The sequence below is a fragment of the Streptomyces sp. NPDC086554 genome (assembly GCF_040686095.1).
Taxonomy (GTDB): domain Bacteria; phylum Actinomycetota; class Actinomycetes; order Streptomycetales; family Streptomycetaceae; genus Streptomyces.
Genome location: NZ_JBFBJK010000020.1, coordinates 176,168 through 193,692, shown reverse-complemented (window position 1 = coordinate 193,692; position 17,525 = coordinate 176,168). Strand labels below are relative to the sequence as shown.

Genomic DNA, 17,525 nt, shown 5'->3' with positions numbered 1-17,525 from the left:
AATGCCCAGGCACAGCCGTGGATTTGGGGCCGTCCGCCCCCTCCCACCCGCACACGCAGGCGTCGCTACATGTACATCCTTTGAGGAACGCAGCACTAGCCGTACAGAGCTCCATAGTCGCAACTCGTAAGGACAAGTGACGTCAGGTCAAGACTGGCGTCCTGACTGGCCAAGGAGGCCAACGCAATGCAGTCCATCCCTGTGGACACGGCGCGACTGGGCGTACTGCGGTGCGCCATCGCGCCCGAAGCGAAGATCAGCAACCCGGAGACCAAGGAGGTCAAGAAGGACCGCGACGGGAACACGATCTACACCGTGGCCGTCACGGTGCGGCAGGACAGGCGGCGTATCTCCGTGATCGAAATCGCCGTCACGGGCGAACCCAAGGGCATCGAGGAAGGGCAGACCGTCAAGGTCACCGGGCTGACGGCCTTCGCCTGGGCGATGGGCGACCGCCACGGAATCAGCTTCCGGGCCGACGCGATCACGCCCGTCGTCGGTGCTGCTGCCGCGGCTGCGGCTCCGACCAAGATCGGCGGTGGTGCGTGATGGGTGCGACCCTGCTCGCCCTCGGGCTCGCCGCGCTCGCCTGGGTGTTCGTCGTCGCGGACCTGCTGCGGCGGCACCGTCCGGCCTGGCACTGGTACGTCACCGGCTACCCGGTCACCGCGTGCCGGGTGCTGTTCACCTGGCGCAAGGTCGCGATGCTCAACGACCTTGCCGTGTCCCGGCGTCCGCCGCGCGGACTCCTCGGGGACGTGGTGGTCAAGGGCGATCCGCTGCGGCCGGTGGCACCGCGCGCCTCGTTCCCGCGCGCTACCCGTCTGGGCCTGACCGTGATGGTGCGTCTGCACGCGGGCCAGACCCCGGCGACGTACATGAAGGCGGCCGACGCGCTCACCCACGCGTGGAAGGTCCACGCCGTACGTGTCACCTCGCCTGAACGCGGCCTCGTGCTGCTGACGGCGACCGCCAGTGACCCGCTTGCCCGGCCCGGCTTAGCGACGGCACCCGTCGCGCTGCTGTCCGCGCTCATCGGCGCACTGGAGAGCGGCGGAGCCTGGGTGATGGACCTGCGGACGGTCCCGCATTGGCTCATTGCAGGGGCCACCCGTTCGGGCAAGTCCACGCTGCTGGCCCGGCTGATCACCCAGCTCGCGCCGCAACCCGTCGCCTTGGTCGGCATCGACTGCAAGGGCGGTATGGAACTGGGGTTGTTCTCGGGGAGGCTGAGTGCCCTCACCACGTGCAGGCGTGAGGCCGTCGCCGTGCTGGCGGCGCTCGTCGTCGACATGCAGGACCGTATGCGGGACTGCCGCGCGGCGGGGGTCCGCTCGATCTGGGAGCTGCCCGACAAGCTGCGTCCCGTCCCTGTGGTCGTGATCGTCGATGAGTTAGCCGAGCTGTACCTCTCCGACGGTCGACGTGAGAGCAAGGCGGAGGCGGAACAGTGCTCGACCCTGCTCCTGCGCCTGGCCCAGCTCGGTGCCGCGCTCGGCATGCACCTGGTGGTCGCCGGGCAGCGCGTCGGCTCGGACCTTGGTCCCGGCGTCACGGCACTGCGGGCTCAACTCGGCGGCCGGATCTGCCACCGGGTCAACGACCCCGGCACGGCAGAGATGACGCTCGGGGATCTCAACAAGGACGCCGTGGCTGTCGCCCAGTCGATCACCCAGGAAGAGAAGGGCGTCGCGGTCTGCACCGGACCGGACGGCGGTTGGGGCCGTGCTCGCTCTCACCTCACGCCGACCGAAGAGGCGGTCACGACGGCCATGAAGTACGCGGCCATGACCCCCGAACTGCCCGCCATAGACCGCGCTCTCGCGGCGCTGGAAGGAGACGGCAAGTGATCAGCGAAGGCGCGGCGTTCACGTTCTCGGTGATCTTCGGGATCATCGCCGTCCTCCTCGTCCGCTCCCGTGATGTACGCGCCTGGGAAGCGGTCTGCATCGGCCTCTTCGGGGTCTACCTCGGCCAGACGCCGGTGATCTTCACCATCCATGGCCTCGTTACCTGGCTCATCAATGGCTTCTCCCACCCCTGAACAGGAAGGACAGGACATGCCCATGAGCCGCGTGAGGTGCCCTCACTGCAAGGGCGAAGGAGCCCGTACGACCTGGACCGGACGGCGTCGCCGCTGCCGCGTCTGCCGGGGAGCCGGAACCATCCGCTGACTCAACGCACCACGTCCGACCACGCAAGGAGCGAACCCATGACCGACAGCGCGCCACCACCCATCGACCGTGCCGCTTCGGCGGCCCACCCCGGAAGGTCCCCACCATCACCCCGGAAACCACCCCGGCTGACAGGCGCGCCGCCCTCGACCGCGCGGCGCGCCTGCGTCAGCTCTCCGAAGCAGACCGTGACGCGATACGCATCGCCCAAGACCCCAAGTTCACCCGCTGGTTGGACCAGATCACCGCCACGGGCGGCTGCGCCCACCCGATCCACCTCTCCGGCTCGACCACCACGCACGACGCGGCGACCGGCGAGATCCAGCACCACTACGACACCCGCTACGAACCAGGCGAACGGCTCTCCGTACGCTGCCGCAACAGACGGGCCACCGTCTGCGCACCGTGCTCCCGCCTCCATGCCGGAGACACCTTCCACCTGGTGCGCGCGGGCCTTCTCGGCGGGAAGAGCGTCCCCGCCACGGTCCGCGACCGACCCCGGCTCTTCGTCACCCTCACCGCCCCGTCCTTCGGGCCCGTGCACCGGATCGGGGAACGCTGCCGCCCCCGCCGCGACGCAGGACAGTGCGACCACGGACGCCCCCTCGGCTGCGGCGCCATCCACGCCGCGACTGACCTCCTCGTCGGCCAACCGATCTGCCCCGGTTGCTACGACTACCCGGCCCACGCGCTCTGGCACGCACACGCGGGCAAGCTCTGGGACCGCTTCGTCATCGGCGTCCGGCGACACCTCGCCTCCTCGGCGGGCCTCGTACAGTCCCGCTTCTCCGATCACGCGCGGCTGTCCTTCGCCCGCGTCGCCGAGTACCAAAGGCGCGGCGCCGTCCACGTCCACGCGGTCGTACGCCTCGATGGCCCGGCCGGTCCCGACGACGAACCTCCGGCCTGGGGCACAGTCGACCAACTCGCCGACGCTGTGCGTGCCTCCGCCAGCCGGGTCCTGGTCCGCACCCCTTATAGCCCCGCCGTCGGTGAACTCGCCCTCCGCTGGGGTGTCCAGATCGACACCCGGCCCCTGCACTCTGGCGGTACCGGACCGGATGACGACGCCGTGGCCGCGTACGTCGCGAAGTACGTCACCAAGGGCGCGAGCGAGACAGGCGCCGGCACCGACCATAGGCTCACGACCTGGGATGACATCGACGCAGCACCCGTGACCGGTCACGTCCGGACCCTTATGTGGACCTGCTGGCGCCTTGGCTGCCTACCCGAGTACGAGCCGCTGCACCTGCGAGCGTGGGCCCACACCCTCGGCTACCGGGGCCACATCCTGACCAAATCCCGTGCCTACTCGACCACGTACGCGGCATTGCGCGCCGACCGGGCCGAACACGTCGGCGTCGCCCTCGATGACGTACCCGGTACTGAGACCGAAACCAATTGGCGCTACATCGGCTCCGGCCACACTCCGGGGGCCGCGCTCATCGCGTCGGGCATTGCCGACGACCTCGCCCGTAGCCGGGAGTTCGCGCGAGAAGAATCCCGGTCTGCCGGGGGTGATGCCATTTGAGCCGCCCCAGATCTGATCGCATCGACAAGGAGCGCGAGGAAGCCGCAGCCGTCAGCGCGTGGATCGACCGGTACCTACGCGACTCTCCCCCACTCTCCGATGATCAGTTGCGGAGCGTGGGGGAGATCCTGGGGCTTCAACTCACGCGCCGGAAGTCCGCGGCACAGGCTTGAGGAGAGTCACGTCGAAGTCGTTGTTGCCCTTGCCGCCGGGCAACGCGACCACTGCACTCAAGACCTTCTTGATCGCAACGCGCTTCTGCGTGATCGTCTTTCCCTTCCATTCCCGCGGGATATCCCCTTGGGCTTCTTCCGCCTCCGCCTTCAGCGCATCGTGCTTGGCCTTGTCTGCACGTAGCTTCTTGATCCGGCGCTCGAAGACCGGGAGGTTTCGGAAGAATGCCTCATCGTCGATGTCTGTGTCTTCGTCGTCATGCCACCGTCGCTCCAGCTCGTTGCGGCTGGTGATTGCCCCCTCCAGAGCCTCGGCCTTGTCCCAGTCAGGCACTTCCTGTGCCTTGCTCGCTGCATCGTGCTCCAGCTTGGCGATGACCAGCTTCTCGACGTACTCGTCTGTTTTGTCGCCGCGCTTGTACGTCTGGTTGCAGCCACCGTCCACTGTCTTCTTGCAGAAATAGGCGTGCTTGTACTTGAGCCAGCCGTTTGCCTTGATGCCGATCATCTTGTTGTTGCAGGTGGTGCCGTCCTCCAGCACGGCTCCGCAACGGAGGATGCCGGTCAGCAGGTATTTGTGGACCAGTCCGCCGCGCGGCTGCCCGGTTCCGCCGCCGCGCTCCCTGATCTTGGCTGTGACGGCGAACCACTGCTTGGGGGTGATGATCGACTCCCACTCACCCACGATGGGCTGGTCGTCGCCATCGCGGACCAACTCGCCCTTGATCTCCCGATAGCCACAGAGGCGCGCGTTCATGAGGATCTGCTTCACGGTCTGGTACTGGAAGGGATTCCCACGACTCGTGATGAACTCGGCCTTCTTCCATCTCCGGGTGATTTCCGAAATGGAAGCTCCTGCGATCACGTCCTTCACGGCCTGCCGGATCGCGTCCGCCTCCCCTGGACGCAGGGTGATCTTGTCGTCCTCCCAGCCGAAAGGGCGCCATGCCGCGACGGCCTGCCCACGGATGGCCCGGCTGCGGTGGCTGTTCCGGCTTCGGCGCTGCTTCTTCCTCGTCTCGCTGAGCGACATGGCCACACCCACAAGTCCCTTGATCTCGAAGCCTTCCGCGTACAGATCCTGCACGCCGTTCGAGTCGTGGTAGACGCGGCCTTCATGTGACGTGAACGCCTTGAGGTAGCGCTCCCAGTCGCTCGGGCGCCGATACAGGCGGTCGTCGTTGATCGCCATCACGCCGTGTATCGGATAGCCCTCGGGCGTCGTCCCGGTCGTGAGGTCGGTGAGCAGCTGCTCGAAGTCGTCGCGAACGACGCTTTCCTTGCTCGCGCTCTTGTCGTTGTCCGTGTAGCGGTAGACGACCAACCAGCCGAACGTGTCTGCCGCGTTGGTCATGTCACGGTGCTGATCCTCGATGCCGTGGGCATCCTTCACCCGGCCGTCGAATGAGATCCGCGCGTAGCTGACGACGCACTTGAGCTTGGGGTCGGCGGCCACCATGGCGCGTACTTCCTCGACGGACGGCAGTCCCTCGGGCGTACCTCGCAGCTTGCTGATGACCTCTTCGCGCTTGCCCACCGTGGTCCCCCTCGGTCCGTGGAACGAGCTGCTGGGACGACCGTAGCGCACATGTGTAGGTTCTAGTAATGCTCTACAGCATGAAGATCTCGCAGGACATCCGCCGCCAGCACGGAGGTGACCTGGCGCAGGACGAGATCGAGGCGGGCATGGAGCAGAAGTCCAAGGAGTTCGCCGCGGCGGGCAACCGGGTCTACCTGCCGATCGCCGACTGAACCGGGCTGCGAGGTTCCGGGCAGCGCGCATCTGTGGGTCTCCCAACAGCCGTCGGGGGACCCACAGCCGTGCGCGCTTGCGGCCCCGCTACTCCGGCTTGTGGTCGGGCCCGCCGAAGTCCGGGCTTGAGAAGTCCGGGCTCGAGTAGCTCGGCCGCGGCCCCGCGGAGGGACCGCCGTCCGGGCTGCTGAACCCGGGCCGGTGGTAGCCCAGTTGAGGCATGCGGCTGCTCGGGTCCGTCGACGGCGTACGGGCCGCGTGCGCCGCCCCGGGATCCGCGAGCGCCTCCCGCAGGAACGGCAGGACGCCGCGCTCCAGGAGTGCCTCGCCCCAGGCTTCCCTGGCGCGGGCCACCTCCTCGTTCCGTTCGCCGTGCGAGCCGGCCTGGAGCGAGGTGGAACCGTTGCGTAGAGCGGTCAGGAGCAGGCCGATCGCAGCGACCAGGATGCCCCCGGCGGTGAGCGCGCCGAACAGCCATCCCGCGGTGAGCAGGGTGTCCGCGAAGGCGGGCTCGGGGTTGAGCATCTTCAGGATGTAGCCCACGAGCAGGAAGATCGCGGCGGCCGCCCCGGCGAGCACGGGTGCGAGCACCGCGACGACGGCGATCGCCCCCGCCCCTGATGTCTCGGCGGTGACCTCCCCCATCGTGGTGGCGAGTCCGAGGCCGCCCGAGCCGGCTTCCGCCTCGCTCTGGCTGCTCCGTTCCCGTATCGATGGTGCGGCAGATCCGCTTTCGCGCAGTTTCTCGCGGACCTTCACATAGTGCGTGTACTCGGTCGTGGCGGCGGCCGTGATCAGCGCACTGGCGTTCAGCGCCATGGTGCGCAGCTGCTCGGGATTGAGCCGCTCGCCCACTGCGGCGAGATCCGGACGGTTCGGTGCGGTGCGCAGCGCCTCATCGAGGATCCGCTCGAACTCGGGGCGGTCCTCATTGAGCAGGTGTGGAGCGCTGTTCATGTGCATCCCCCGATGCTCCGTAGGGCTTGGTGGCTCGCATGGGTACGAGCCGTCGGGCAGAAACGGAGGGGAGCCTGCTACGGATAAGCCGATGGTAGAGCCGTGACGGCACGCGGTGACAGGGGGTTTCCAGAAATAGGCCCCCTGGCCAGCGTGATCCTGTAGTGGTGCGCCTGCCCAGCGAACGCTCAGCTATCCAAGGGGAGTTGGCAGACCAGCAGCTTTCCGGCCATGGTCACTCCGCCGTCCATGGCGATGGCCAGGCCGCCTGCGTAGATGTGTGGTCCCTCGATGACGGGACCGCCGCCGTCCGATTCATCCTCGGAGCCGACATCGCCGAGCAGATACGGGATGGGGCTGTGGCCATGGACGATGCGGTCGCCGCCGTACATGTCGAGGAGTTCGCGTACGGCGGAGGGGCCCGACTCGTCGCGGAAGGCGAAGCGCTTGGTGAACTTCCGGAAGAGGTCCCAGCACTCGTCCGCGTCGTTGCGCGTGAGTGTCTCGCGGACGGTGTCGTTCACGGCCTCGATCGAGTCGCCGTAATCCAGATAGGCGGTCGTGTCGGAGTGCATCAGAAGATGCCCGTCCTCCGCCTCGATCGCGTCCAGGCGGGCCATCCACTGGAGGTGGTGGTCCTCCAGGCGCTCCATGTCGGTCTTCTGGCCGCCGTTGAGGAGCCAGGCGGCCTGGAAGGTGGCCGTGCCCGCGCCCGAGTTGACCGGGGTGTCCCCGAACCGCTTGGCGCCGAGAAGCAGCAGCTCGTGGTTGCCCATCAGGGCCTTGCAGTAGCCGCCGGCGGCCGCCGCCTGGGCGGACAGGCGCATCACGAGATCGATGACGCCGATGCCGTCGGGGCCGCGGTCGGTGAAGTCGCCCAGGAACCAGAGCCGCGCGTTGCCCGCGGACCAGTCGCCGTCGGCGTCGATGAGGCCCTGCTCCTGGAGCGCCGCGAGCAGCTCCTCCAGATAACCGTGCACATCGCCCACGACGTACAGCGGGCCGTGCTCGTCGGACGCCGGCACCTGCGGAGGCTCGGGCATGGCCTGCACCTCCACTTGCACGGTGTCGCCGCGGTTGATGACGGGCAGGTCGCGCTGGGTGGGGGTGTAGCCGTTGTCCGGCACCCCGGGAACCTCCCCGGAGCCGCCAGGACCCGCCGCGCCCCCCGCACTTCCGTCGACCGGACCGGTCTCATGGACGTACGCCGGTACGCGGAAGTCGCGCAGCGTCGCCGTCCGCACATCGGGTCCCTGACCGGCCCCCTGAGTCATCGACCCCTCCACCACCATTGCGCCGCATCTGCACCGAGATCGGACTGCCTGGTCGCAGCGGCCCGCGGTGTCGTCCGCCCATCATAGGAATGCGGCTCGTGCTGTGTGGTGCACCAGGGGTGGTGAATCAGTACTGAACCCCAGTTCACCGAGGTTTTCTCCCGAATTGGGTAGGGGTTTCCCCGTAGGTCATGACCGGGCTGTGCTGGTAGGCGTCGGGCAGCGCGGGCCGACAGGGGGTCTCTCCCCGCCGGCCGGCACCGTCAACCGGTTTCCGGCGAACGGGGTGGGCTGACCGTCGTACGCGGTGGACGTCGCTCGGACGAGGTGCGCACGATCAGCTCCGTCGGTATCACCTGCTCGACCGGGCGGCCCGCATCGAGCCCTTCGATGGCATCGATGAGCAGCTGGACGACGGCCGTGCCGATGCGCCGAGGCTTCAGCGAGAGCGTGGTGATGGGCGGCTCCGTGGTGGCGTAGACGGTCGACTCGCTGCAGCACACGAGCAGCAGATCGTCCGGTACGCGCAGTCCGTACCGGCGGGCGGCCGCGAGGAGATCGGTGCCGTTCGGGTCGAACAGGCCGTAGACGGCGTCGGGCCGGTCCGGTCTGGCGAGCAGCCGGTCGGCCGCGACGGCGCCGGCGCACGGGTCGTGTGCCGGGTAGGACTCGTACACCGGGTCCTGGCCGACGCGCTCGCACCAGCGCAGATAGGCGGTCGTGGACAGATGCGTGTATGTGTCGGTGGTGGTCCCGGTGAGCAGTCCGATCCGCCGGGCGCCGGCCGCCGCGAGGTGGTCGAGGATCTCAAGGACCGCAGCCTCGTGGTCGTTGTCGACCCAGGCAGTGACCGGTAGAGACCCGGCGGGGCGGCCGTCGGAGACCACGGGCAGGCCCTGGCGCACCAGTTCGCTGACGACGGGGTCGTGGTCGGACGGATCGACGACTACGGTGCCGTCGAGCGCGACGTTCGACCACACGTCGACCGGACTGCGCCGGGAGGTGGCGGGCAGGATGACAAGGGCGTAGCCGCGGGCCAGCGCGGCCGAGGTCGCGGCTCTGGCCATCTCCGCGAAGTACGCGAATTCGGTGAAGGTGAAAGGTTCATCCCCGTACGTCGTCACGGTCAGGCCGATGAGGCCCGACTTGCCGGTACGGAGCGTTCGGGCCGCCGCGGAGGGGCGATAGCCCAGCCGTTCGGCGACCTCGCGGACGTGGCGTCGGGTGGCGTCCGGGAGCCGTCCCTTGCCGTTAAGAGCGTCGGAGACAGTCGTGATGGAGACACCGGCGGCGGCGGCGACGTCTCTGATGCCCGCTCGACTCTGCCGGTTGCCCCGGCGGGCGGTCTCCGCTCGGCTCACCTGGTGGTTCCCTGCTGCTGTCATGGCGAGCCGATAGTAGGGCTCATGAGGGTGGGTAGTGCGGGCGCATATTCACTCGTTGACAGGCACGTTTCTGCATGGTGCAACTAGGTCAATCACCTTGGAATGCAAGGGAGTTGGCGGGATCCGGGGGAGTCGGTCCCTTGTCGTCGCGCACAGGCCTGCCAAATGAGCGATGTTTCGAAGAGGTCTCAACTCACCTTCACGGGTGATGCGCGCCACGGAGTGAGCCACCGGCGCGTGCCGTGACGGGGAGCGCTCCCCCCTCTTCGTGCGCCTTCGTACCTCGATGCCCCGGAACCCATTCGCACCGGAGCTGAATCCTCATAAGGTGAGCAGTATTGAAGTCAGGGTGTTCAGGTTGTTCAGGTGTTCAAGAGGAGGACTGTGGTGAGCGAGACGAGCCCGAGGCTGCGCGCCGAGCTGGAGGGTATCCCCACCTATAAGCCCGGCAAGCCCGCCGCGGCCGATGGTCCGGTGGCGTACAAGCTGTCCTCGAACGAGAATCCGTACCCGCCGCTCCCCGGTGTCATGGAGAGCGCGCTCACCGCGGCCGGTTCCTTCAATCGGTACCCGGACATGGCGTGCACCGGCCTGATGAGTGAGATCGCCGACCGCTTCGGGGTGCCGGTGTCGCATGTGGCGACGGGCACGGGTTCCATCGGCGTCGCGCAGCAGCTGCTTCAGGCCACGTGCGGCCCGGGCGACGAGGTCATCTACGCCTGGCGGTCCTTCGAGGCGTACCCGATCATCACGCAGGTGAGCGGGGCGACGTCGGTGAAGGTGCCGCTGACGGCGGACGAGGTGCACGATCTGGACGCGATGGCCGAGGCCATCACCGACCGGACGCGGCTGATCTTCGTCTGCAACCCGAACAATCCGACCGGCACGGTCGTGCGCCGGGCCGAGCTCGAGCGGTTCCTCGACCGGGTGCCGAGCGATGTCCTTGTCGTCCTGGACGAGGCGTACATCGAGTTCATCCGTGACGCCGAGGTGCCGAACGGCATCGAGCTCTACCGCGAGCGTCCGAACGTCGCCGTCCTGCGCACGTTCTCCAAGGCGTACGGCCTGGCCGGCCTCCGTGTCGGTTTCGCGATCGCCCATGAGCCGGTGGCGGCCGCCCTGCGCAAGACGGCGGTGCCCTTCGGGGTGAGCCAGGTCGCGCAGGACGCGGCGGTGGCCTCGCTGCGGGCCGAGGACGAACTGATGGGCCGGGTCGGCTCGTTGGTGTCCGAGCGCACGCGGGTGGTCGAGACGCTGCGGGCGCAGGGCTGGACGGTCGCCGAGACGCAGGCGAACTTCGTGTGGCTGCGGCTCGGGGAGCGCACGGCCGACTTCGCCGCCGCCTGCGAGAAGGCCGGTGTGGTCGTGCGGCCGTTCCCCGGCGAGGGGATGCGGGCCACGATCGGGGAGACCGAGGCCAACGACATCTTCCTGCAGACGGCGGAGGCGTTTCGCAAGGAGCTGTAAGCGGGCTTTGGCGAAGCCCGGTGCGGTTCGGTGTGGTCAGCCGGTGGTGAGCTCGACGCGGACGGGATCGCCGGAGCGGACGGTGGCCAGCAGGCGGGGGTCGCCGTCGATCCGGCCGAGGAGATTGCACGGGCTCGCGAGGCGGCACTCGTCGCCTCGTGAGATCGGGGTGGGTCCGTAGGGGAGGGCGAGCGAGTCGCCGTCGGTCCAGAAGGCGACCGTGCCGGGCTCGACGACCTGCTGGGCGCTGTCCTCGATCGGGACGCTTACGCCCGTGTCGAAGTAGACCTCCTCGCCCCACGTGTGGGCGGTGGAGGCGAGCGGCAGGACCTTGCCCAGGGCCTGGGCGGTCGGGGTGTCCTCGATCGTCGCGGTCAGGTGGCCGGCGGGCCAGGAGATCCGTATCTGCATGGCGCGGATTCAACAATATGTTGAAGCCGTTGGGAAGGCCCCGGGGACCGCACTCCGGGGCCTTTCTTCGTGTTTCTGTCGATACCTCCCCGTGTACCGCCCGGTAAGGGACCCCCCCTACGGGTGCCGACAGGCGGTACGACATAATTGCTTGTGAATGTGAACGCGTTCACAAGCGTGTCTCGTTCATCCCGGAACCAGTGGGATTAAAAGGGCAAACTGCCGACGTGATTACGGCACGTAAGGAGAAGTCGCGTGGACCTGGCTCTGGCGCCGGAAACACTGGCGCGATGGCAGTTCGGCATCACCACCGTCTACCACTTCCTGTTCGTACCGCTCACGATCTCGCTGGCCGCTCTCACGGCGATCCTCGAGACCGCGTGGGTGCGCACGGGCAAGGAGCACTACCTCAGGGCCACCAAGTTCTGGGGAAAGCTGTTCCTGATCAACATCGCGATGGGTGTCGTCACCGGCATCGTCCAGGAGTTCCAGTTCGGCATGAACTGGTCCGACTACTCGCGGTTCGTCGGTGACATCTTCGGGGCCCCGCTCGCTTTCGAAGCGCTGATCGCCTTCTTCTTCGAGTCGACCTTCATCGGCCTGTGGATCTTCGGCTGGGACAAGCTCCCCAAGAAGCTGCACTGCGCCACGATCTGGATCGTCTCCATCGGGACCGTCCTGTCGGCGTACTTCATCATCGCCGCGAACGCGTTCATGCAGCACCCGGTCGGCTACAAGATCGTGGAGCGGGACGGCACCAAGCGGGCGGAGCTCACCGACTTCGCCGCGGTGCTCTTCCAGGAGACGACGCTCGTCAACTTCTTCCACGTCATCTCGGCGGCCATCCTGGTCGGCGGCGCCTTCATGACCGGCATCGCCATCTTCCACCTGCGCAAGAAGCAGCACATCCGCACCATGCGGATGTCGATGCGGCTCGGCCTGGTCACGGCGTTCGTCGGCACGCTGCTCACCGTCATCAGCGCCGACACCCTCGGCAAGGTCATGTACGAGCAGCAGCCGATGAAGATGTCGGCCGCCGAGGCGCTGTGGGAGACCGAGAAGCCGGCGCCGTTCTCGCTCTTCGCGTACGGCGATGTCGCCAAGGGCCACAACACGGTCGCCATCGAGATCCCCGGGATACTGTCCTTCCTCGCCAAGAACAACTTCAGCGCCGAGATCCCGGGCATCAACGACATCAACAAGGAGTCGCAGGAGAAGTTCGGGCCCGGCGACTACCGGCCCAACATCCCCACCACGTACTGGTCCTACCGCTGGATGATCGGCTTCGGCGGCGTCTCGATGGCCCTGTGCACCGCCGGCCTCTGGCTCACGCGGAAGAAGTTCTGGCTCGCTCCGGAGCACCGCACCGGCGAGGACGACATCCCCAAGCTGATGCTCACCAAGAACAGGCAGCTGGCGCCGAAGCTCGGCAACTGGTGGTGGCTGCTCTCCCAGTGGACGCTGATCTTCCCCCTCATCGGCACCGCCTGGGGCTGGATCTTCACCGAGACGGGGCGGCAGCCCTGGGTGGTCTACGGCGTGCTGCGCACCAGGGACGCGGTCTCGCCGGGAGTCTCGCAGGGTGAGGTGCTCACCTCGCTGATCGTGTTCACCGCGATCTACGCGATCCTCGCCGTGATCGAGGTGAAGCTGCTGCTCAAGTACATCAAGCAGGGGCCGCCCGAGCTGACCGAGGCCGATCTCAACCCGCCGACCAAGATCGGCGGTCCGGGGTCGGGCAAGGACTCCGACGCCGATGACGACGCCGACCGGCCCATGGCCTTCTCGTACTGAAGGAGCTGATCGGACATGGAACTCCACGACGTCTGGTTCGTACTGATCGCCGTCCTGTGGATCGGCTACTTCTTCCTGGAGGGCTTCGACTTCGGGATCGGCATCCTGACCAAGCTGCTCGCCCGCGACCGGGTCGAGAAGCGGGTCCTGATCAACACCATCGGTCCCGTCTGGGACGGCAACGAGGTGTGGCTGCTCACGGCGGGCGGCGCGACCTTCGCCGCCTTCCCCGAGTGGTACGCGACGCTCTTCTCGGGCTTCTATCTGCCGTTGCTGATCATCCTGCTCTGCCTGATCGTGCGCGGTGTCGCCTTCGAGTACCGGGCCAAGCGGCCCGAGGAGAACTGGCAGCGCAACTGGGAGCACGCGATCTTCTGGACCTCGCTGGTCCCCGCGCTGCTGTGGGGTGTCGCCTTCGGCAACATCGTGCGCGGCGTGAAGATCGATGCCCACAAGGAGTACGTGGGCAACTTCTGGGACCTGCTCAACCCGTACGCGATCCTCGGCGGGCTCGTCACGCTGACGCTGTTCACCTTCCACGGCGCGGTGTTCGCCTCGCTCAAGACGGTGGGCGACATCCGCGTCCGGGCACGGAAGATGGCGCTCGGGCTCGGACTGATCACGGCCGTGCTCTCGCTCGGCTTCCTGATCTGGACGCAGGTGGACAAGGGCGACGGCAAGAGCCTGGTCGCGATGAGCGTGGCCGTGGTCGCGCTGGTGGGTGCCATCGGGGCGATCAAGGTGGGGCGCGAGGGCTGGTCGTTCGCGCTCTCGGGCATCACGATCGCGGCGGCCGTCGCGATGCTCTTCCTGACGCTCTTCCCGAACGTCATGCCGTCGTCGCTGAACGAGGAGTGGAACCTCACGGTCACCAACGCCTCGTCGAGCCCGTACACCCTGAAGATCATGACCTGGTGCGCGGCGATCGCGACGCCGATCGTGCTGCTCTACCAGTCGTGGACCTACTGGGTGTTCCGCAAGCGCATCGGTACGCAGCACATCGCTGACGCCGCGCACTAGGTTCTGACGCCGCGCACTAGGTTCTGACGTCCCGTGGTTTCCCGGAAGGTGTGTTTCACGTGAAACCGATCGACCCGCGTCTGCTCCGGTACGCCCGTGCCACCCGGTTCTTCCTGATCGCGGTGGTGGTCCTCGGTGTCGCCGGGGCGGGCCTGGTCGTGGCCCAGGCGATGCTCATCGCCGAGGTCGTGGTGGGCGCCTTCCAGCGCGGGCTCTCCGTAGGCGACTTGGGGACCGAGCTCGTCCTGCTCGCGGTGGTCGCGGCGGGACGGGCCCTCGTCTCCTGGCTGACCGAACTCGCCGCGCACCGGGCGAGCGCGGCGGTCAAGTCGGAGCTGCGGGGGCGGCTGCTCGAACGGGCCGGACAGCTGGGCCCGGGGTGGCTGACCGGGCAGCGGGTCGGGTCGCTCGTCTCGTTGGCCACGCGGGGTGTGGACGCGCTCGACGACTACTTCTCGCGCTATCTGCCGCAGTTGGGGCTCGCGGTGGTCGTGCCGGTGGCGGTGCTCGCGAGGATCGTCACCGAGGACTGGGTGTCGGCGGCGATCATCGTCGTGACGCTGCCGCTGATCCCGGTCTTCATGATCCTGATCGGCTGGGCGACACAGAACCGGATGGACCGTCAGTGGCGGCTCCTCTCCCGCCTGTCGGGCCACTTCCTGGACGTGGTGGCGGGCCTGCCGACCCTGAAGGTGTTCGGGCGCGCCAAGGCGCAGGCCGAGTCGATCCGGCAGATCACGGGCGAGTACCGGCAGGCGACGATGCGTACGTTGCGCATTGCCTTCTTGTCTTCGTTCGCGCTGGAGCTGCTCGCGACACTGTCGGTGGCGCTGGTAGCGGTGACCATCGGGATGCGGCTCGTCCATGGAGACATGGATCTGTACGTGGGACTCGTCATCCTCGTCCTGGCGCCCGAGGCCTATCTGCCGCTGCGTCAGGTCGGTGCGCAGTACCACGCGGCGGCGGAGGGGCTGTCGGCCGCCGAGGAGATCTTCGAGGTCCTTGAGACTCCGGTGCGGGCCACGGGGGATGCGGCGGCGCCTTCGGGGACGCTGAGCGTGGAGGGCGTGACGGTCCGGTATCCGGGGCGGGCGTCGGACGCGGTCTCCGGGGTGTCGTTCGCGGCGGAGCCCGGCGAGACGGTGGCTCTGGTCGGGCCCAGCGGGGTGGGCAAGTCGACGCTGCTCGATGTCGTGCTCGGCTTTGTGGAACCCGCCGAGGGGCGGGTTCGGGTCGGGGGCGTCGACCTTGCGGACGTCTCGCCCGACCGGTGGCGTGAGCGGATCGCCTGGGTGCCGCAGCGGCCTCATCTGTTCGCCGGGTCCATCGCGGAGAACGTGCGGCTCGCGCGGCCGGACGCGGACGATGTGGCGTTGCGGGACGCTCTGCGGGCGGCGGGAGCCTGGGAGTTCGTGTCCGCGCTGCCGGGCGGGGTGAAGACCGTCCTCGGGGAGGACGGGGCGGGGCTTTCCGCCGGGCAGCGGCAGCGGCTTGCGCTGGCGCGGGCCTTCCTGGCCGATCGGCCTGTGGTGCTCCTTGATGAGCCGACCGCGGCTCTGGACGGGGAGACCGAGGACGGGGTTGTCGAGGCGGTTCGGCGGTTGGCTGTCGGGCGGACCGTGTTGCTGGTGGTGCATCGGCCGGCGTTGCTCGGCGTTGCGGACCGGGTTGTACGGCTGCAGGCAGGCCCCTCCGGAGCGGAGCTCGCGGCCGGTCGTGTGCCTGTGCAGGGCGGGGCGGCCGACGGGCAAGTGGAAGCCGAAGGCGCTTCGGGTGACCCGGTGGTGACGGGCGATCAGGCGGGGGCCTGGGGCGGCTTGCACCCCAAGGGCGGTGTCCTGGCCCGGCTGCGGGGGATGGCGCAGCAGCGGAAGGGCAAGCTCGGCCTCGCCCTCCTGCTGGGCGCGCTCGCCATCGGCAGCTCCGTAGGGCTGATGGGCACCTCCGGGTGGCTGATCAGCCGGGCTTCGGAGCAGCCCCCGGTGATGTACCTGATGGTCGCCGTGACGGCGACCCGCGCCTTCGGCATGGGGCGCGCCGTCTTCCGCTACGCCGAGCGCCTCGTCTCGCACGACGCCGTGCTGCGGATGCTGGCCGACACCCGTGTCGCCGTCTACCGGCGCCTGGAACGCCTCGCCCCTGCCGGGCTCAGGAACCGCCACCGCGGCGACCTCCTGTCCCGTCTCGTCGCGGACGTCGACGCCCTGCAGGACTACTGGCTGCGCTGGCTGCTCCCCGCGTCCGCCGCCGCCGTCGTGGGCGCAGGAGCCGTCGGCTTCACCGCCTGGCTGCTGCCGGAAGCGGGCGCCGTCCTCGCCGTCGGCCTGCTGCTCGCAGGACTGGGCGTACCGCTGCTCTCCGGGGCCGTCGCCCGCCGCGCCGAGCGAAAGCTCGCTCCCGCGCGCGGGGTGCTCGCCACGCGGGTGGCCGATCTGCTCACCGGGACCGCCGAGTTGACGGTCGCGGGCGCGCTGCCCCGGCGTACCGCGGCGGCGAAGGAAGCCGACGCCGAGCTGACCCGGATCGCCTCCCGGACCGCAACGGCCACCGCGCTCGGCGACGGACTCGGCGCGCTCGCGACCGGGCTCACCGTGGCCGCCGCCGCCCTCGTCGGGGTGCAGGCGGTGCACGACGGCCGGCTCGGCGGGGTCGCGCTCGCCGTCGTCGTCCTCACGCCGCTCGCCGCCTTTGAGGCGGTCATCGGGATGCCGCTCGCCGTGCAGTACCGCCAGCGCGTCAGGAAGAGCGCTGAGCGCGTCTACGAGGTCCTCGACGCCCCCGAACCCGTACCCGAGCCCGCCGAGCCCGCACAGCGCCCGCAGACGCCGTTCCCGCTCCGCGTCGAAGGGCTGCACGCCCGGTACGAGGGGCAGGACCGGGACGCCATCGCGGATGTCGGCCTGACGCTGGAGCAGGGGCGGCGGATCGCCGTGGTCGGCCCGTCCGGCTCCGGCAAGACCACGCTCGCCCAGGTCCTGCTGCGCTTCCTGGGGACGACCGAGGGGACGTACACCCTGGGAGGCACGGAAGCGGCCGCCCTCGACGGTGACACCGTGCGTGAGCTGGTCGGGCTCTGTGCCCAGGACGCGCACATCTTCGACAGCTCCGTACGCGAGAACCTGCTCATCGCGCGGAAGGACGCGAGCGACGCCCAGCTGCGCGACGCGCTGACGCGGGCCAGGCTCACGGACTGGACCGACTCGCTGCCCGAGGGCCTCGACACCCTGGTCGGCGAGCACGGGGCGCGCCTCTCCGGAGGCCAGCGCCAGCGCATCGCCCTGGCCCGCGCGCTGCTCGCCGACTTCCCCGTCCTCGTCCTCGACGAGCCGGCCGAGCACCTCGACCTGCCGACCGCCGACGCCCTCACCGATGACCTCCTCGCCGCCACCGAGGGACGTACGACGCTGCTGATCACACACCGTCTTGCCGGGCTCGACGCGGTGGACGAGGTGATCGTCCTCGACGCGGGCCGGGTGGTGCAGCGTGGCGCGTACGCGGAGCTCGTGGCGGTGGACGGGCCGCTGGCGCGCATGCGGGAGCGGGAGAGCGCGGCGGACCTGCTGCTGACGGCGGGGTAGGGGTGACG

General features: G+C 68.7%; 15 protein-coding genes. 9 read left to right on the top strand and 6 right to left on the bottom strand.

Translation table 11 applies throughout. The annotated features are described in order from the left end of the window. Positions 1-186 precede the first annotated feature (186 nt). From AB0O76_RS30415 to AB0O76_RS30405, 3 genes are read left to right on the top strand one after another with little or no spacing between them, the layout of a single operon-like run. Entirely contained in the window at positions 187-549 is a 363-nt protein-coding gene (locus AB0O76_RS30415; RefSeq protein ID WP_365497421.1) for a hypothetical protein, read from the top strand. Further along, positions 549-1,850 carry an FtsK/SpoIIIE domain-containing protein gene (locus AB0O76_RS30410; RefSeq protein WP_365497419.1) on the top strand — a complete coding sequence of 434 codons (1,302 nt, stop codon included), beginning with the start codon at positions 549-551 and terminating at the stop codon, positions 1,848-1,850. Before AB0O76_RS30415 ends, AB0O76_RS30410 begins: the two co-directional genes overlap by 1 nt. Continuing rightward, on the top strand, positions 1,847-2,044 hold the full coding sequence (locus AB0O76_RS30405) for a hypothetical protein (protein WP_365497417.1): 198 nt from the start codon (positions 1,847-1,849) through the stop codon (positions 2,042-2,044). Before AB0O76_RS30410 ends, AB0O76_RS30405 begins: the two co-directional genes overlap by 4 nt. 131 nt (positions 2,045-2,175) lie before the next feature. Here the strand turns inward: AB0O76_RS30405 and AB0O76_RS30400 are convergent, their stop codons facing one another. Continuing rightward, a complete protein-coding gene (locus AB0O76_RS30400; RefSeq protein ID WP_365497415.1) occupies positions 2,176-2,385 on the bottom strand; it encodes a hypothetical protein in 210 nt (69 codons plus the stop codon). Between AB0O76_RS30400 and AB0O76_RS30395 the strand changes: the two genes are divergently transcribed. Then, entirely contained in the window at positions 2,338-3,705 is a 1,368-nt protein-coding gene (locus AB0O76_RS30395) for a replication initiator (protein WP_365497440.1), read from the top strand. The two genes, AB0O76_RS30400 and AB0O76_RS30395, sit on opposite strands and share 48 nt — an antisense overlap. Positions 3,706-3,846: 141 nt before the next feature. Here the strand turns inward: AB0O76_RS30395 and AB0O76_RS30390 are convergent, their stop codons facing one another. Beyond that, complete coding sequence (locus tag AB0O76_RS30390; RefSeq protein ID WP_365497413.1) at positions 3,847-5,415, bottom strand: recombinase family protein; 1,569 nt, start codon at positions 5,413-5,415, stop codon at positions 3,847-3,849. Between the two features lie 68 nt (positions 5,416-5,483). Here AB0O76_RS30390 and AB0O76_RS30385 point away from each other — a divergent pair, with 68 nt between their 5' ends. After that, complete coding sequence (locus AB0O76_RS30385) at positions 5,484-5,630, top strand: thiamine biosynthesis protein ThiC (RefSeq protein ID WP_365497442.1); 147 nt, start codon at positions 5,484-5,486, stop codon at positions 5,628-5,630. Positions 5,631-5,718: 88 nt separating this feature from the next. Here AB0O76_RS30385 and AB0O76_RS30380 read toward each other — a convergent pair whose 3' ends face one another. The 3 genes from AB0O76_RS30380 to AB0O76_RS30370 form a co-directional block, all read right to left on the bottom strand. Beyond that, complete coding sequence (locus tag AB0O76_RS30380) at positions 5,719-6,594, bottom strand: hypothetical protein (RefSeq protein WP_365497411.1); 876 nt, start codon at positions 6,592-6,594, stop codon at positions 5,719-5,721. A gap of 182 nt (positions 6,595-6,776) precedes the next feature. Then, on the bottom strand, positions 6,777-7,880 hold the full coding sequence (locus AB0O76_RS30375; protein ID WP_365497409.1) for a metallophosphoesterase: 1,104 nt from the start codon (positions 7,878-7,880) through the stop codon (positions 6,777-6,779). Between the two features lie 245 nt (positions 7,881-8,125). Further along, positions 8,126-9,247, bottom strand: coding sequence for a LacI family DNA-binding transcriptional regulator (locus AB0O76_RS30370; protein WP_365497407.1), 1,122 nt, complete (start codon positions 9,245-9,247; stop codon positions 8,126-8,128). A 387-nt stretch (positions 9,248-9,634) separates the two neighbouring features. On the opposite strand from AB0O76_RS30370, the gene hisC reads away from it, so the two are divergent. Beyond that, positions 9,635-10,714: a histidinol-phosphate transaminase gene (gene hisC, locus AB0O76_RS30365; RefSeq protein WP_365497405.1), complete on the top strand. Its 1,080-nt coding sequence runs from the start codon at positions 9,635-9,637 to the stop codon at positions 10,712-10,714. 36 nt (positions 10,715-10,750) lie between these two features. Here the strand turns inward: hisC and AB0O76_RS30360 are convergent, their stop codons facing one another. Beyond that, positions 10,751-11,125, bottom strand: a complete 375-nt coding sequence (locus AB0O76_RS30360; protein WP_365497403.1) for a cyclophilin-like fold protein — start codon at positions 11,123-11,125, stop codon at positions 10,751-10,753. Between the two features lie 255 nt (positions 11,126-11,380). On the opposite strand from AB0O76_RS30360, the gene AB0O76_RS30355 reads away from it, so the two are divergent. Genes AB0O76_RS30355 through cydD form a run of 3 tightly spaced genes read left to right on the top strand, consistent with a single transcriptional unit; the run spans position 11,381 to position 17,517 of the window. After that, positions 11,381-12,919 (top strand): cytochrome ubiquinol oxidase subunit I, encoded by a 1,539-nt coding sequence (locus tag AB0O76_RS30355; RefSeq protein WP_365497401.1) that lies wholly within the window; start codon positions 11,381-11,383, stop codon positions 12,917-12,919. A 15-nt stretch (positions 12,920-12,934) separates the two neighbouring features. Further along, positions 12,935-13,939, top strand: a complete 1,005-nt coding sequence (gene cydB, locus AB0O76_RS30350; protein ID WP_365497399.1) for a cytochrome d ubiquinol oxidase subunit II — start codon at positions 12,935-12,937, stop codon at positions 13,937-13,939. A 59-nt stretch (positions 13,940-13,998) separates the two neighbouring features. Beyond that, entirely contained in the window at positions 13,999-17,517 is a 3,519-nt protein-coding gene (cydD, locus tag AB0O76_RS30345; RefSeq protein ID WP_365497397.1) for a thiol reductant ABC exporter subunit CydD, read from the top strand. Positions 17,518-17,525 lie beyond the last annotated feature (8 nt).